This is a genomic window from Actinokineospora sp. UV203, from assembly GCF_056323665.1.
Genome location: NZ_CM150484.1, coordinates 4,733,168 through 4,748,051, shown reverse-complemented (window position 1 = coordinate 4,748,051; position 14,884 = coordinate 4,733,168). Strand labels below are relative to the sequence as shown.

The 14,884-nt window shown below is 69.1% G+C and carries 13 protein-coding genes; 6 read left to right on the top strand and 7 right to left on the bottom strand.

Annotated elements, in window-relative coordinates:
- Positions 1 to 31: 31 nt before the first annotated feature.
- Positions 32 to 883, bottom strand: coding sequence for a zinc metalloprotease HtpX (htpX, locus tag ACUZ2Y_RS22765; protein ID WP_476322053.1), 852 nt, complete (start codon positions 881 to 883; stop codon positions 32 to 34).
- A gap of 71 nt (positions 884 to 954) precedes the next feature.
- Positions 955 to 1,740: a siderophore-interacting protein gene (locus tag ACUZ2Y_RS22760; protein ID WP_476322051.1), complete on the bottom strand. Its 786-nt coding sequence runs from the start codon at positions 1,738 to 1,740 to the stop codon at positions 955 to 957.
- Positions 1,741 to 1,950: 210 nt separating this feature from the next.
- On the opposite strand from ACUZ2Y_RS22760, the gene ACUZ2Y_RS22755 reads away from it, so the two are divergent.
- Positions 1,951 to 2,196 carry a hypothetical protein gene (locus tag ACUZ2Y_RS22755; protein ID WP_476322049.1) on the top strand — a complete coding sequence of 82 codons (246 nt, stop codon included), beginning with the start codon at positions 1,951 to 1,953 and terminating at the stop codon, positions 2,194 to 2,196.
- Positions 2,197 to 2,379: 183 nt separating this feature from the next.
- Here the strand turns inward: ACUZ2Y_RS22755 and ddaH are convergent, their stop codons facing one another.
- Positions 2,380 to 3,246, bottom strand: a complete 867-nt coding sequence (gene ddaH / locus ACUZ2Y_RS22750) for a dimethylargininase (RefSeq protein ID WP_476322047.1) — start codon at positions 3,244 to 3,246, stop codon at positions 2,380 to 2,382.
- Between the two features lie 74 nt (positions 3,247 to 3,320).
- Here ddaH and ACUZ2Y_RS22745 point away from each other — a divergent pair, with 74 nt between their 5' ends.
- The 4 genes from ACUZ2Y_RS22745 (at position 3,321) to ACUZ2Y_RS22730 (ending at position 7,825) form a co-directional block, all read left to right on the top strand.
- Positions 3,321 to 3,770 (top strand): Lrp/AsnC family transcriptional regulator, encoded by a 450-nt coding sequence (locus ACUZ2Y_RS22745; protein WP_187218461.1) that lies wholly within the window; start codon positions 3,321 to 3,323, stop codon positions 3,768 to 3,770.
- An 11-nt stretch (positions 3,771 to 3,781) separates the two neighbouring features.
- Positions 3,782 to 4,543, top strand: coding sequence for an enoyl-CoA hydratase (locus tag ACUZ2Y_RS22740; protein ID WP_476322044.1), 762 nt, complete (start codon positions 3,782 to 3,784; stop codon positions 4,541 to 4,543).
- 316 nt (positions 4,544 to 4,859) lie between these two features.
- A complete protein-coding gene (locus tag ACUZ2Y_RS22735; RefSeq protein WP_476322042.1) occupies positions 4,860 to 6,770 on the top strand; it encodes a 2-oxoacid:acceptor oxidoreductase subunit alpha in 1,911 nt (636 codons plus the stop codon).
- On the top strand, positions 6,767 to 7,825 hold the full coding sequence (locus tag ACUZ2Y_RS22730) for a 2-oxoacid:ferredoxin oxidoreductase subunit beta (protein ID WP_476322040.1): 1,059 nt from the start codon (positions 6,767 to 6,769) through the stop codon (positions 7,823 to 7,825). The genes ACUZ2Y_RS22735 and ACUZ2Y_RS22730 overlap by 4 nt, the downstream gene beginning before the upstream one ends.
- Positions 7,826 to 8,131: 306 nt before the next feature.
- Here ACUZ2Y_RS22730 and ACUZ2Y_RS22725 read toward each other — a convergent pair whose 3' ends face one another.
- The 4 genes from ACUZ2Y_RS22725 to ACUZ2Y_RS22710 all read right to left on the bottom strand — a co-directional run bounded on the left by ACUZ2Y_RS22725 (position 8,132) and on the right by ACUZ2Y_RS22710 (position 13,827).
- The gene (locus ACUZ2Y_RS22725) at positions 8,132 to 9,709 is read right to left on the bottom strand and encodes a sunset domain-containing protein (RefSeq protein ID WP_476322038.1); all 1,578 of its coding nucleotides are present in this window, start codon (positions 9,707 to 9,709) and stop codon (positions 8,132 to 8,134) included.
- Positions 9,710 to 9,720: 11 nt separating this feature from the next.
- Positions 9,721 to 10,785, bottom strand: coding sequence for a channel-forming protein ArfA/OmpATb (gene arfA, locus ACUZ2Y_RS22720; RefSeq protein ID WP_476332014.1), 1,065 nt, complete (start codon positions 10,783 to 10,785; stop codon positions 9,721 to 9,723).
- A gap of 242 nt (positions 10,786 to 11,027) precedes the next feature.
- Positions 11,028 to 12,665, bottom strand: a complete 1,638-nt coding sequence (locus ACUZ2Y_RS22715) for a sunset domain-containing protein (protein WP_476322036.1) — start codon at positions 12,663 to 12,665, stop codon at positions 11,028 to 11,030.
- A gap of 145 nt (positions 12,666 to 12,810) precedes the next feature.
- Positions 12,811 to 13,827, bottom strand: a complete 1,017-nt coding sequence (locus ACUZ2Y_RS22710; RefSeq protein WP_476322034.1) for a polyprenyl synthetase family protein — start codon at positions 13,825 to 13,827, stop codon at positions 12,811 to 12,813.
- A 167-nt stretch (positions 13,828 to 13,994) separates the two neighbouring features.
- Here ACUZ2Y_RS22710 and ACUZ2Y_RS22705 point away from each other — a divergent pair, with 167 nt between their 5' ends.
- The gene (locus ACUZ2Y_RS22705; RefSeq protein ID WP_476322032.1) at positions 13,995 to 14,879 is read left to right on the top strand and encodes a hypothetical protein; all 885 of its coding nucleotides are present in this window, start codon (positions 13,995 to 13,997) and stop codon (positions 14,877 to 14,879) included.
- The last annotated feature ends 5 nt before the right edge of the window (positions 14,880 to 14,884 follow it).

Below are 14,884 nucleotides of genomic sequence, written 5' to 3'. Positions count from 1 at the left end.
CGCTATCGCCCCGCACATCCCCCAACCGGCACTAGGCCTTGGCCATTGCCTCTAGGCGGGCGATGCGGTCGTCCATGGGTGGGTGCGTGGTGAACCTGCGGGCGAAGCGGGCGTTGGCGCGGAACGGGTTCGCGATCATCAGGTGTGACTGGGAGACCAAGGCGGGCTCAGCGGGCAGTGGTGCGGCTCGGGTTCCCGCGTCCAGCTTTCGCAGGGCCATGGCGAGGCCCAGTGGGTCCCCGGTGAGTTTCGCGCCGGATTCGTCGGCCTGGTACTCGCGGGAGCGGCTTACCGCCATGCGGACGATGGTGGCGGCGACCGGGCCGAGCATGCCCACCACGAGCAGGGCGATCGGGTTGTCGTCGTCATCGTCGCCGAAGAAGCCGGTGATCATGGCGATGCCGGCGATCATGCTGACCGCTCCCGCCAACGCACCCGCGACGCAGGAGATGAGGATGTCGCGGTTATAGACGTGGGACAGCTCGTGGGCGAGGACGCCGCGCAGTTCACGTTCGTCGAGCAAGTCCAGCAAGCCGGTGGTGCAGCAGATCGCCGCGGTGCGTGGGTTGCGGCCGGTGGCGAAGGCGTTGGGGGCCAGGGTGTGGCTTAGGTAGAGGCGCGGCATCGGCTGGCGGGCGGCCGTGGCCAGCTCCGCGACGATTCGGTACAGCGCCGGGTGCTCGGCCTGGGAGACCGGTCGGGCGCGCATCACGCGGAGTGCAATTTTGTCCGAGTTGACAAAGGCGTGGAGGCTCAAGAGGACCGCCACACCGCCGCCGATGATCAGCGCGGTGCGCCCGAACAGGGAGCTGACCAGCAGGATCAGCGTACTCATGCCACCCAGCAGCAGGGCGGTCTTGAGCCCGTTGCCATGCCAGTGCACGTTGTCGCCTCCCCGATGTAAAGCTCCTGTTGGGTCCGGAAGACAAACGGCCGTGCCTACTGAGAAGTTCCTCAGTTGCCGCTCTCGCCCCGCCGCCAGTATGTGGTGGGCCGCACACGCTGCCTCGGGTAGCCGCGTTCGTCGAGCAGGTGGGCGCGGACGGCGAGCATCGCGGTGCGCTCCCCCGCCATCCACACCTCGGGCAGGCCATCGGGCAGTTCCGCGGCCCGGATGGCGTCGACGAGGACCGTGCTCTCACCCGCGGGCACACCGTCGCGGTGCAGCCAGGTGATGGCGTGGCCGGGGTGCTCCTCGGCGGCGTCGGCGACCTCGACAAAGGCCAGCGCGGGCTTGCCCTCCGGGAGCGCGCCCAGGATGGCGGTGATGGCGGGCAGCGCGGTCTCGTCACCCGCGAGCAGGTACCAGTCGGCGGCGGGGTCGGGCTGGTAGGCGGGCGAGGGGCCGACGAAGATCAGTTCGTCGCCGACCTTGGCCCGCTCCGCCCATGCGGACGCGGGGCCTGAGTCACCGTGCAGGACGAAGTCGAAGTCGACCTCGTTGGTCGCCGGGTCGTGCCTGCGGATCGTGTACGTGCGGGTCAGCGGGCGAACCTGCGACCACAGGCCGCGCGCGGATTCGAGCGTCAGCGGCTCGGGCAGCACGATGTCGTCGGGGTAGAAGTAGAGCATCACGTTCTGGTCGGTCCCGGCGCCGGCGAGGTCGGCCAACTCGGCGCCTTGGACCGTGATCCTCGCCATGTGCGGGGTGATCCGCTCGACCCGGACCACGGGGACGCGCCAGAGGCGGGTCTCCTGCCTGCGGGAGCGGCGGCGGGCGGGGGTTTCGTTCGCGTTCATCGGTGCCATCCTCACTCCCCGGGTTTGGGCCGGTTTATCGAGGGTGCGGGTTAAAGTTCGCGAATGACCTTGCGCACCGGTTCGAAGGCCTGGAGACCGCCGCGAAGCGGCTCGCGGACCGTTCGGTGACGTCGATGGAACTCAAAGCCATCCGGCGCATCCGGGGTGCACCGGTGGCGCCAGGGACACGAAGCTCCAGGATGTGAAGCCGTGAGTGGGATCGAGTCGTCGCCGGCGGATGCCGATGAGCGAATGCGGACAGCCCGCACGTTGGCTCGCAACCTGTGGCGTCCGCGGGCGCAGGGTGCGGCGGCCGCGCCTGTTCTTGTCGCAGGCTCGGCATTCTTCCGGGATGACGCGGCAACTCTGCTGTGGACCGGTGTGGCAGTACTGCTGATCGGGCAGGCCGTGATCGGCTTGGTCTACGTGTTCGACGTTCATCGCTTCGGCGGCTGACGAACGCGAGCGGCTCCCCGTGTGAACTGGGAGCCGCTTCGCTGTTCTGTGAGACCGCCGAGACGTGCCGAAGATCGACTGACAGTCACCGCCGCCACGAATCCCGAGACTCGGATAGTCGCAGCTCAAGGATTATATGTGGCGAGAAGCTTGGCGACCATTAGTTGCGGAGAGTCACCAATTTTACCCGCGCAGTTCCATCGTGCAGCACTTGGGGCCGCCGCCGGACTTGCGGAGTTCCGAGATATCCACCATGACCGGCTCGTACCCGCGCGCTGCCAAGACCGCCGCCAGGCGGGTGGCTTCGACGGGCAGGATGACGTTGCGGCCGTCGGAGACGGCGTTGATGCCGAGGCAGGCCGCGTCTTCCTCGGTGCAGATGACGGCGTCGGGGAAGAGGCGGGCCAGGACTCGCTGGGTGCCTTCGGAGAACGCCGCCGGGTAGTACGCGATCTCGGCGCGGCGGCCGTCGTGGGCTTCCGACAGGACGAACAGGGCCACGTCGAGGTGGTAGTAGCGCGGGTCGACCAGGTGAAGCGACACCACGGGGACGCCCAGGGTCTCCTGCGCTTCGGCGTGGGCTCCGGGGTCGGTGCGGAAGCCGGTGCCCGCGAGCAGGACCTCTCCGGTCCAGGCGAAGTCGCCCTCGGCCTCGTTGACGCTCTCCGGCATGACGACGTCCCGATAGCCGTTGTCCAGGAACCAGCGGCGGAACTGGTCAGCCTCGGCCGCTCGCTGGGGGGCGCGGAAGCGGGAGCCGAGGACGCGGCCGTCGACAACGGTGCCCGAGTTCGCGGAGAAGACCATGTCGGGGAGGCCGGGCACCGGCTCGATGGTCTCGACCTTGTGACCGAGCCGCTCGTAGGTCTCCTTCAGCGCGGTCCACTGCGCGACCGCCTTGGCGGTGTCGACCGGCTGGTCGGGGTCCATCCACGGGTTGATGACGTACTCGACGGTGAAGTACTTGGGCTCGCACATCAGGTAGCGGCGGGTCGTCGGAACCCGCTCGGCCACGGCGGTGTGGGCCGCGGTTTCGGAGAGCAGCGTCATGGATCGAAATGTATGGCCACATTCGACACACATCAATGTCGCTCCATTGCTCTTGAGCATGCACAATGTTGCGTGTGGACGTCATAGATCAGCGAATCATTGCGCAGCTAGTGGCCGATGCCCGGTCGAGCTACGCGGAGATCGGGAAAGTCGTGTCGCTGTCGGCCCCGGCCGTCAAGCGCCGGGTGGACCGTCTCCTGGAGACAGGTGTGCTGCGTGGGTTCACCGCGGTGGTCAATCCGGAGGCCCTCGGCTGGGGCACCGAGGCCTTCGTGGAGGTGCACTGCCAGGGCAACGTCTCACCCGACCGAATTCGCCGCAAGCTTGAGCCGCTGACCGAGGTCGTCGCCGCGTACACCGTCTCCGGCGCCGCGGACGCGATCGTCCACCTGCGCGCCGCGAACATCCACCACCTGGAGGACGCGCTGGAGCGGCTGCGGGCCATCGACATGGTGTCCCGCACCGTTTCCACTGTGGTGTTGTCGACACTGCTCGAACGTCCCCCGGCCCCCGAGCCCGGATAAGGTCCGCGGGCATGACCGACGTTCTCCTCGACCGCCGCGACGGCGTCGCCGTGATCACACTCAACGCGCCCGACCGGCGCAACGCGCTGACGCTGCCGATGTCGGCGCGGCTGGCCGAACTGGTCGGCGAGTGCGAGGCCGACGACCAGACCTCCGCCATCGTGATCACCGGCACGCCGCCCGCGTTCTGCGCGGGGGCCGACCTCACCGTCCTCGGCGAGTCGCGCGAAGAGGGGCTGCGGGCGATCTACGCGGGCTTCCTCGCGGTCGCCCGGTCGTCGCTGCCGACGATCGCGGCGGTGGGCGGGGCCGCGGTCGGCGCCGGGCTGAACCTGGCGCTCGCCGCGGATGTGCGGCTCGCGGGCCCCAGGGCGCGGTTCGACGCGCGGTTCCTGCAGCTGGGCATCCACCCGGGCGGCGGCATGACCTGGATGCTGCAGCGGATCGTCGGGCCGCAGACGGCCACCGCGATGACGCTGTTCGGCCAGATCCCGGACGCGGCCGAGGCCGAGCGGGTCGGGCTGGTCCTGCGGACGGTCGACGGCGACCACGACGCCTTGGTGGACGCGGCCGTGGCGCTCGCCGCGCCCGCCGCCGCCGGGCCGCGGGAGCTGGTGCTGTCCATCAAGCGGACGATGCGCGCGACGGCGTCAATGGACGCGCACGCCGACGCCGTCGAGGCCGAGCTGCTGACCCAGGTGGCGTCCATGGACACCCCGGAGTTCGCCCAGCTCCTGGCCAAGATGCGGGCCAAGATCAGCGGCAGCCCGTAGACCCTACGTGGCGTACCACACAGCGAACTTCTCCCGCCGGCATCTGGGATACTGTTACCATGAGTTACAGTTAAATTTGGGGTTTGCGGACCACCCTGTGGACACTCGGACCGCGATCGCAGTCTCCCGACTGTGATGTGTAGCGCGTTGCGAGGGACCTGCCGATTCCGATGCCTACCTTGAAGGCGGAAGTGGTCGGCGACCCGGCCGGGTTGAGCAATCGAACGCCAGCTTGGCCGGGGGCGGAAGACTACCCTTGGCAGTAGCGAACGGCACTGGCCAAGCACGCTGTCAGGAGAGAGGGATCGGCGAGTTCATGAGCACAAGTGTGGACGGCGACGTGGCCGGAGGCGCTGACTCCGCCGGGTCTTCCCGTCAGGCCGGGACCAAACTCGACCGGGTAGTGATCCGGTTCGCGGGCGACTCCGGCGACGGTATGCAGCTGACGGGTGACAGGTTCACCTCAGAGGCTGCCGCGTTCGGCAACGACCTGTCGACGATGCCCAACTTCCCCGCCGAGATCCGCGCCCCCCAGGGCACGATCCCCGGTGTCTCCAGCTTCCAGGTGCACTTCGCCGACTACGACATCCTGACGCCGGGCGACCGGCCGGACGTCCTGGTCGCGATGAACCCGGCGGCGCTCAAGGCGAACATCGCCGACCTGCCCGCGGGCGGGACCCTGATCGTCAACACCGACGAGTTCACCAAGCGCAACCTGACCAAGGTCGGCTACGCGGCGAACCCGCTCGAGGACGAGTCGCTGTCGTCCTACCAGGTGCACGAGGTCGCGATGGCCACGATCACCCAGGGCGCGCTGGCCGAGACCGGCCTGGGCAAGAAGGACGCCGAGCGCTGCAAGAACATGTTCGCGCTGGGTCTGCTGTCGTGGATGTACCACCGGCCGACCGAGGGCACCGAGGCGTTCCTGCGCGAGAAGTTCGCCCGCAAGCCCGACATCGCCGAGGCCAACGTCCTGGCGTTCCGCGCGGGCTTCTACTACGGCGAGACCACTGAGGCCTTCGCCGTCACCTACCAGGTCGCGCCCGCCAAGCTGCCCGCCGGCACGTACCGGCAGATCACCGGCAACACCGCGCTCGCGTACGGCATCGTCGCGGCGGGCGTGCAGTCGAAGCTGCCGGTCCTGCTGGGCACGTACCCGATCACCCCGGCGTCGGACATCCTGCACGAGCTGAGCAAGTACAAGCAGTTCGGCATCACCACGTTCCAGGCCGAGGACGAGATCGCGGGCATCTGCGCCGCGCTCGGCGCCTCCTACGGCGGCGCGCTGGGTGTCACCTCGACGTCCGGCCCGGGTGTCGCGCTGAAGTCGGAGACCATCGGCCTCGGTGTGATGACCGAACTGCCGCTGCTTGTCGTCGACGTGCAGCGCGGTGGCCCGTCCACCGGTCTGCCGACGAAGACCGAGCAGGCCGACCTGCTGCAGGCCATGTACGGCCGCAACGGCGAGTGCCCGGTCCCGATCATCGCGCCGCAGTCCCCGGCGGACTGCTTCGCCGCGGCGGTCGAGGCCACCCGGATCGCGCTGAAGTACCGCACCCCGGTGCTGCTGCTGTCGGACGGCGCCATCGCCAACGGTTCCGAGCCGTGGCTGATCCCGGAGCTCGACACGCTGCCCGACCTGACCGTCGAGTTCGCCACCGAGCCCAACGCCCCCGACGGGTCCGGCGAGTTCTGGCCGTACCTGCGCGACCCGGAGACGCTGGCCCGCGCGTGGGCGCTGCCCGGCACCGCCGGTCTGCAGCACCGCATCGGCGGCCTGGAGAAGCAGGACGGCAACGGCAACATCTCCTACGACCCGGACAACCACGACAAGATGGTCCGGACGCGTCAGGCCAAGATCGACGGCATCGACGTGCCCGACCTCGAGGTGGACGACCCGTCCGGCAAGGCGCGGGTGCTGGTGCTCGGCTGGGGCTCGTCCTACGGCCCGATCGGCGCCGCGGCGCGGCGCGTGCGCAAGCTCGGCCACGCGGTCGCCCAGGCGCACCTGCGCCACCTGAACCCGTTCCCCGCCAACCTGGGCGAGGTCCTGCGGAGCTACGACAAGGTCGTCGTTCCGGAAATGAACCTCGGCCAGCTCTCGCTGCTGCTTCGCGGGCGCTACCTGGTCGACGTGATCAGCTACACCAAGGTCGCCGGCCTGCCGTTCATGGCCGAGGAACTCCAGAACGTCCTCACGGACATCGTGAAAGGGGTCGACGCATGACCGCGATTGATCTTGGGCTGCCCGGCCTCGCGGGGGTGCCGACGACCGACGAGCCGCAGAAGGCCAAGGACTACAAGTCCGATCAGGAAGTCCGCTGGTGCCCCGGCTGCGGCGACTACATCGTGCTCAACGCGGTGCAGTCGTTCCTGCCGACGCTGGGCCTCAAGCGGGAGAACATCGTCTTCGTCTCCGGCATCGGCTGCTCCTCACGGTTCCCGTACTACATGAACACCTACGGGATGCACTCGATCCACGGCCGCGCCCCGGCCATCGCCACCGGCCTGGCCACCGCGCGCCCCGACCTGTCGGTCTGGGTCGTCACCGGCGACGGCGACTCGCTGTCGATCGGCGGCAACCACCTGATCCACACCCTGCGCCGCAACGTGAACCTGAAGATCCTGCTGTTCAACAACCGGATCTACGGCCTCACCAAGGGCCAGTACTCGCCGACCTCGGAGCCGGGCAAGGTCACCAAGTCCACCCCGATGGGCTCGCTGGACCACCCGTTCAACCCCGTGTCGCTGGCCCTGGGCGCCGAAGCGACGTTCGTCGGCCGGGCACTGGACTCCGACAAGGCAGGCCTCACCGACGTCCTGCGTCAGGCGGCGGAACACCGAGGCTCGGCACTGGTGGAGATCTACCAGAACTGCCCCATCTTCAACGACGGCGCCTTTGATGTGCTGAAGGAGCCGGGCGAAGCCGAGCAGCGCCTGATCAACCTGCAACACGGGCAGCCGATCCGCTTCGGCGCCGAGAAGGAATACGGCGTCATCCGGAGCGGGTTCGGGTCGCTTGAGGTCGCGAAGGTCAGCGAGGTGGGTGAAGAGGCACTGGTGGTGCACGACGCCCACATCGAGGACCCGTCCTACGCTTTCGCACTGTCGCGACTGTCCACTCAGGACCTCAGTCACACGATCACCGGCGTCTTCCGTTCAGTACGCCGGGACACGTACGACGACCTGGCACGGGCGCAGGTGGCGCAGGCGGTGGAGAGCAAGCCGGCGGACCTCCGGAACCTGCTGCACGGCAAGGACACTTGGACCATCGCACCTTGATTTGAGCCGCAAAGGGCCGCCACCCCAATGGGGTGGCGGCCCTTCGGCTACCGCGCCGCAACATTCCCCTACACGCCGCGAGTCGCCCCTTCAGGCAAACGAGTCGCCCCTTCAGGCAAGTGAGTGCACCATTCCGGCAAGTGACTTCATCGTTGGGACCAGCTACCGGCACTGGGCAGACCGCCTCGGTCTGACCGACGGGCTCGACGACGAACGCATCCGAATGTCGAAGTCACTTGCCGGAATGGTGCACTCACTTGCCGGAAGGGGCGACTCGTTTGCTTGAGGGGGCGACTCGCGGAAGGGCTAGCTCTTCTCGCTGCGGCGCTTGTTCCAAGCCGTGAAGCCCGCCTGCTCCGCGTCGGCCGCGGTCTTGAACCAGACTTCCGCCCGAGTCCGCGGGTAATACGGCGACTCAGTCGTGTGGAACAGCATCGAGTCCGCGTTGCCCTTGATGGTGAACTCGTCCGACGGGGCCGAACCGTCGGCCTTCGGATTCGCCGAGTTCGGCCCGAACGGCCCCTCCGGAATCCGAGCGACCGCCTGCTGGGGAATCTCCGTCTGGCCTCGTTCAGCGCCACCAACGCGGTTCCAGGGGCGGAAGCCCGCCGCCTCAGCCTCGTCGGCATCCCGGAACCAGACTTCGGCCTTGGTCACCGAGTAGAACGCTGACTCCTCGGTGTGGAACAGCATCGAGTCGACGTTGCCCTTGACCTTGAACTCCTCCGCGGGCGCCGTGCCGTCGGCCTTCGGCTTGGCCGAACCCGCGAACTCACCCGGCTCCCACGTCGGCTGGGCGACCACTGGCTGCACGTCACGCTTGGCGCGGGTCCACGGGGTGAAACCGGCCCGTTCGGCGTCGGCCGCGGACTTGAACCACACCTCCGCCTTGGTGCGGCCGTAGTACGGGGAATCGGTGGTGTGGAACAGCATCGAGTCCGCGTTGCCCTTGATGGTGTACTCGGGCGACGGGGACGCACCACCGGGGCCGGGACGCGCCGAACCCGGGCCGTACGGCTCGTCGGTGGCCGGGGCCCGCGCAACGGTGGCCGAGGTGGCGAACATCGGGGTTCCCTTGCCTGACCCGGATTCCGGGTTGTCCGACTCCGTGTCGGCGACCGGTCCCGTGCCGGCGAGGCCGTCGGCGCCCGAGCCGGTGGCCATGCCCGCGGCGGCGGCACCGGCGATGGGACCCGTGCCCGCGAGAGATCCGCTGTCCGCGTCGGTTGGCGAGCCGTTCTTCCCGGACGTGCCCGCCCGGCGAGCCGCCATTGCGGCCGCCGCGCCCGCGGCCGCGCCGCTGGTCGCGGAGCCGCTCACGTTCACGTCGCTGAGGGCGTCTTCGTCGAACTTGGCGGGGAGGGTGTCGCGGTTGCCGTCCTCCATCGAGGGCGGCGGGGCGGCCATCCACTCCGTCTTGCCCGCGTCAGCCGAGACAGCCGCGTCCGCCGCCGAGTCAGCCGAGTCAGCCGAGTCACCGTCGTCGGTGAGGTGGTGCTTGGCCGGGTCGGACTTGGGCTCGTCGTCGAGGGAGCCCTTCAGCGTGCCGGAGCGGCCCGTGTCGTCGAGCGTCTGGACCGGGATGCGGCCGGTCGGGGTGTCGTCGCCCGGGGTGTCGTCCACCCGCGGGGTGCCGGTGCGTTCATCGTCGTCGAGGGTGCCCAGCGCGGAGGCACGTGGCCGCGCCGAGGCGCTCACCTTGTCCCTGTCCGCGGCGCGCGTGGGTTCGCGGTCGCTTTCCTTGACGGCGGGGCCACCGATGCGTTCCTCGGTCACCTCGACCTTGGGCTTGCGGAAGAACCGCTGAACCAGCCAGGTGACAAGCGCACCCAGCAGAAAGGACAGCAGCAACCAGAGCCACACCTGCCCGAAGAGATATTTCATGGTCTGGTCTCCTAAAGGACGACGATTTCGACCCGGCGGTTGGCCGCCTGGCCTGCTGCGGTGTTGTTGGGCGCCACGGGCTTGGTGCTGCCGTAGCCCTTGGCGGTGATGCGGTCCGCGGCGACTCCGAGCTGCGTGAGTCGCGATTGGACAGTGGCCGCGCGCTGGTCGCTGAGCTGCTGCCCGTCGACGCTGTCGTTGCCCGGAGCGTCGGCGATGTGGCCGCCGACCTCGATGGACGCGCCCTGGAGGAGCGGTGCGATCTGCTGCACCGCGTTCTCCCCGGCGGGGGTGAGCGTGGCCGTGTTGGGCTGGAAGGTGATCGGCTGGGCCGCGATCAGCGCGTTGATCTGCTGCTGCACAGCCGCTTTGTCGACCGCCGGGGCGGCGACGGTCAGCTTGTTGTCGACCTTGGCGCCGGGCGCCATCGTGGTCGCCGCCTGTTCCGCCGCGGCCTTGTCCTGCCCGGTCGGGACCGAACCGGACAGGGTCACCGTGTCGCCGTCCCAGCTCACGGCGCGGTCACCCGGTGCGGTGCCCAGGATCGCGACGGCCTTGCCAAGTTCGGCGGCGGGCAGCGGGAGGGTCGCTCCCGGCGTCGCTGTCAACTGGTCGACCACCGGACGCCCGCCCGCGGCCTGAGTGGCGGACGCGACGAGAGCGGTACGCGCGGCCTCGTCGGGGACAGCGCCGCTCAGCACGACCGAGCCGTCCTTGAGGTCGGCCGTCAGCGGCCCGCCCGGCGCGGGCGGCACCGGGTTCGCCGAGCTCGACGGCGCGCTGGAAGCGTTGGGGTCACTGGGATCCGTGCCGCCGATGGCTCCCGCGGGTACACCCGCGACGGACGCCGACCAGACACCGTCGACCGACTCGACCGCGCCGCGCGCGGCGTCGATCTGCCCGGCCGGGACCCCCGAGACGTTGGCGAGGACGCCGTCCATCCGCACGTCGGCTCCGGAGATTCCCGCCGCCGCGAGCGCGTTCTGCGACTCGAGCGCGAGATCGGACTCGACGTCGTCGCGTTTGCCGAACGGCGTGACGGTGGCCAGCAGCGCGAGCAGGGCCGGGATCAGCACCAGCCCCAACAGCCAGGGCAGTATTCCGCCGCGTCGATCGTAGTTCGTGGTCTTCGTGCGACGAATCAGAGTTTCGCCTGGTTGAAGGGAATCTGATACGGAACCTGGCATGGCCGCTCCGAACGGGACAACACCTCCGGTCGTCCATTTGGACGACCTCTAGCACTTCGAAAAGCGCACGGTGTCTTTTATCATTCCCGCAACAAGGCCGCCACTTGGAGTAAGCGGCCAATTCCCCCGCGTCAGGCGAGCGGTCGGAATCCCACTCGCTCGGCGTCGTCGACCGACCGGAACCACACCTCGGCGATGGTCCGGTCAAACTTCGGCGACTCGGGTGAGCAGTACCGAAGCGCGGTGACGCTCGCCTTGATGACGTAGTCGCTCGACGGGGATTCCCCACCCGGCAACGGCATCGCCGATCCCGGACCGAACGGCCCCGGCGGGACGAACGGGTCGACCCCGCCCATCGGCGCCTGCTTCAGCGCGGTGCGCGAGCGCCGCGGGCGGCTCTCCGGCAGGACCGACGCCGCGGCCACGGTCTCGTCCGCGGGCCGGATCGGCTCGAACAGCGAGCGCTCGGCCTCGGCGGCGGGCGCCGTGGCGGTCGCCGCGGTGGCGGGTGCGGGCGGCGCGGGCTGGATGCCGAACGGGATCCGGCCCTGTGGCTTGGCCGGGATGCGCTTGGGCAGCGCGCTGGTCGTGGTGGTGGCGCGCACCTCTCCGTACGCCAAGTTCGGTTCCTCCGCGGGCTCGGTCGCTACCACCGGCCGCGCGACTGGCCGCACGGGCAGTGGTTCCGGCTCGACGACAGGCACCGGCGGCACGGGGCGGACGAACTGCGTGGCGGCGTCGATCGACGCCGCGGGCGCCGGGGCGCTCTCGGTCCGGTCCGGTGCGGCCTGGTCCTCCTGCTCTTCATCGAGGTCGTCGATGAGAGCGTCGTCGGTGTTGTCCTGCTCGCCTTCGGCGTCGATCCGGCGGATCAACTCGGCGGGGATCGGGGTGGTGTGCTGGGTGAAGATCGTGCCGCCGCCGGTGTCGGACCGGTCGTCCTCACGGCTGCGGGCGACCTCGGCCTCAGCTTCGGCCAGGTCGTCGACAAGGTTTTCGTCGGCGGTCTCGGGCTGCCCGGCGAACCACTGCTTTGCGGGAGCCTCGCTCAGCTCCGCCGCGCGGTCGGCCGGGATGTACTGGGTGGTCTCGACGGCCTCGCTGAGCAGCGACCCGGCGTGCCGGGTCTCCTCGACCTCGCCGAGGCGCAGCGCGCCGCGCTCGTCGGCGTCGACCTGCCCGTCGTCGGCACGGTCGTACTCGCCCTGCTGGTCGTACTCGTCTTGATCAGCGTGGTCGCCGTCCGCGCGGTCGTGCTCGACGTCGTAGTCGTCCTGGGTGTCGAGGCGGGCGTGCTCGGCGGCGAACAGGGCCTGGTCGAACTCGCCGCTGTCGCTGCGGCGGGCGTCCTGGCCGTCCCGCTCGTCGCGGTCATCACGATCACTGTGGTCGTCACTGTGGTCGTCGCGGTGGTCGTCGCGGTGGTCGTCGTGCTCACCATGCTCGACACGCTGGTCGTGCTGGGCGAAACCGTCGCGGTAATCGCCATGGCCCTGGGACTCGAAGCCGGGAACGAGAGCGGGCGTCGACCGGAACTCGTGCGATTCGTAATCGTCGCCGAAGTCCGTGGAACGCGGCAACGGATCGGCGTACGAGGTCGCGTAGTCGTCGGCGGGCGCCTGGGCCTCACGCCTGCGGGAAGCGGCGAGCCGGTTCTGCAAATCGGCGACGCGCTTGCGTGCCGGGTTCGCGATCAGGATCCAGCACAGCAGCGCGCCGACCAGGAATCCGGCGAGGCTCCATACCCACACCTGACCGAAGAACGGCATCTGCCACTTCTCCCTCCCGGCCGCGCCGTCGCGGCGCGTAAGACCGTTGTTCGAGCCTAGAGGAGGCTACTGCGGTCGAGTTCGCGACAGGGATGCTCCCCAGGATTTCCCGGACACATCACAGTTTCGCGTCGCTGGTCGTGCCTTATCGGGTACGGGCGACTACATAACGTGTCAGCAGATCCAATGCCTCGCGGGCCGCGCATTCCGGAAGCGTCGCCAATTCGTTCTGCGCCGAAATTGCGTACTCGTCGAGCGTCTTGCGCGCGCGCTCCAGTCCGGGCGACTTCCGCAGCCGGGTGAGGGCGTCGTCGACGTCGGCGTCGTCGGTGATCGGGCCACCGAGCAACTCGGTGAGCCGGGGGTCGCCGCCGTCGTCGATGGCGTAGAGCATCGGGAGCGTCAGCACGCCTTCGCGCAGGTCGGTTCCGGGCGTCTTGCCGGACTCGGCGGCGGGTGAGGCGATGTCGATGACGTCGTCGGAGAGCTGGAACGCGGCACCGATGATCTCGCCGTACTTGAACAGCGCCTCAGTCTGCTCGGGGGTGGCCCCGGAGAACATCGCGCCGAAGCGGCCGGCGGTGGCGATCAGGGAGCCGGTCTTCTGGCCGATCACCGACAGGTAGTGCTCGATCGGGTCGCTGTCGCGGGGCCCGACGGTCTCGCGCATCTGGCCGGTCACCAGTTCGCGCATGGTCTCGGCGATGATCCGGGTCGCGGACGGGCCGAGGTCGGCGACGAGCATCGAGGCGTGGGCGAAGAGGAAGTCGCCGGTCAGGATGGCGATCGAGTTGTCCCACCGGGCGTTCACGCTCGCGTCGCCGCGGCGCATGGTGGCCTCGTCCATGACGTCGTCGTGGTACAGCGTGGCCAGGTGGACCAGCTCCACAGCGGCGGCGGCGGCGATGACCTTCTCGGTGTTGCCCTCGTTGAACTGGGAGCTCAGCAGCGTGAACAGCGGCCGAAAACGCTTGCCGCCCGCCTTCACCAGGTGCAGCGCGGCCTGGTCGACGAAGTCGACGTCGCTGTGCACGACGGAGCGCAGCAGCTCCTCGACCGTCGCCAGTCCGGTGACGACGGCCTCGACGAGCGCCGGGTCGGCGCTGTCGAGCCCCAGCGACGCGGGCACCTCGGAAATGGCCGAGTTCTCGGTGTCAGTCACTCGCGGCGCTCCTGATCAGCGTGGTTGGTGAAAATGAGCCTACTTGGCGGTTGAACTCCGACGTCGGGCAATAGGCGTGACCCGCGCAACGTTCCGGCCTGAGTAGTTGTCCCGATTCGCGATCCGGGTCGATGGGTCAGGATCACCCCGTGCGAACCTCGGTGAACGTGACTGTGCAGCTGGCGGCTGTGGTGCTCTTCCTCGGTCTGCGGCTGTCCGCGGGCGGCTGGCTCCTGGTGATTTACCTTTTCTCGATCATCGGCCCGATCGTCACGCTGGTGCCGCTGTTCTTCGCCATCAAGACCGCGCGCCGGGAAACACTGCCGAGCGGGGTCGCGGCTCCGTTCGTGACGGCGGCCGTGTCCCTTGTCGGCGCCGGGCTGCTGGTGGCCGACTTCGGCGACTCGGCGTCGGGCTGGATCCCCATCCTGGGTGACACCAAGGTCGGCAGCGGCAGTGCGCTGATGGCATTGGACTCGCTTGGCTGGCTCTTCGTGCTGGGCTTCATCAGCTCGGTCGTGTGGATCTTCGTGGCGGTGAGCGCCGCCGAACCGGCGCCGGTGACGCGCAAGGGCGCGCTGATCATCGGCGGGGTGGTGACGGCCATCGCCGCGGTGCTCGTCGTTCCACCGCTCGTCCAGGCGTCGTCCAACGCAGGCGACGAGGACCTCGCGGCGGCGCGTTCGGCAGCGGAGTCGGCAGGCCGGACGCTGCGCGCGGACCTGCGGCCCGCGCCCGAGCGCATGTCGGGTGTCTGGGAACTCTGTACCGACTCCAAGAGCGTCCAGTTCGTGGTCTCCATGGGCGTCTCCGGGGACGTGAGCGACGTGCACAACCAGTTGAGAGACCAGATGTTGTCCTGGCGGTGGGAGAGAGTGAAGAACTGGTCGTACTGGCATGCGAAGACGCGCGACGGACACGAAGTGGTGGCGAGCCAGGCCACGGTGGCCCGCGCGAAGGCGAGCGTGGCTGTCAAGAGCACCTGCGTCGCTGTCGGGAGCGCCATGGCCAGGGAGTTGGAGCTCGAACTCCCGGTGAAGCTGGGCGAATGAGAAAC

Excerpts from the sequence above, each read along its gene's own strand:
- ACUZ2Y_RS22760 (WP_476322051.1), bottom strand. The coding sequence starts at position 1,740 with ATGAACGCGAACGAAACCCCCGCCCGCCGCCGCTCCCGCAGGCAGGAG.
- ddaH (WP_476322047.1), bottom strand. The coding sequence starts at position 3,246 with ATGACGCTGCTCTCCGAAACCGCGGCCCACACCGCCGTGGCCGAGCGG.
- ACUZ2Y_RS22740 (WP_476322044.1), top strand. The coding sequence starts at position 3,782 with ATGACCGACGTTCTCCTCGACCGCCGCGACGGCGTCGCCGTGATCACA.
- ACUZ2Y_RS22735 (WP_476322042.1), top strand. The coding sequence starts at position 4,860 with ATGAGCACAAGTGTGGACGGCGACGTGGCCGGAGGCGCTGACTCCGCC.
- ACUZ2Y_RS22730 (WP_476322040.1), top strand. The coding sequence starts at position 6,767 with ATGACCGCGATTGATCTTGGGCTGCCCGGCCTCGCGGGGGTGCCGACG.
- ACUZ2Y_RS22725 (WP_476322038.1), bottom strand. The coding sequence starts at position 9,709 with ATGAAATATCTCTTCGGGCAGGTGTGGCTCTGGTTGCTGCTGTCCTTT.
- ACUZ2Y_RS22715 (WP_476322036.1), bottom strand. The coding sequence starts at position 12,665 with ATGCCGTTCTTCGGTCAGGTGTGGGTATGGAGCCTCGCCGGATTCCTG.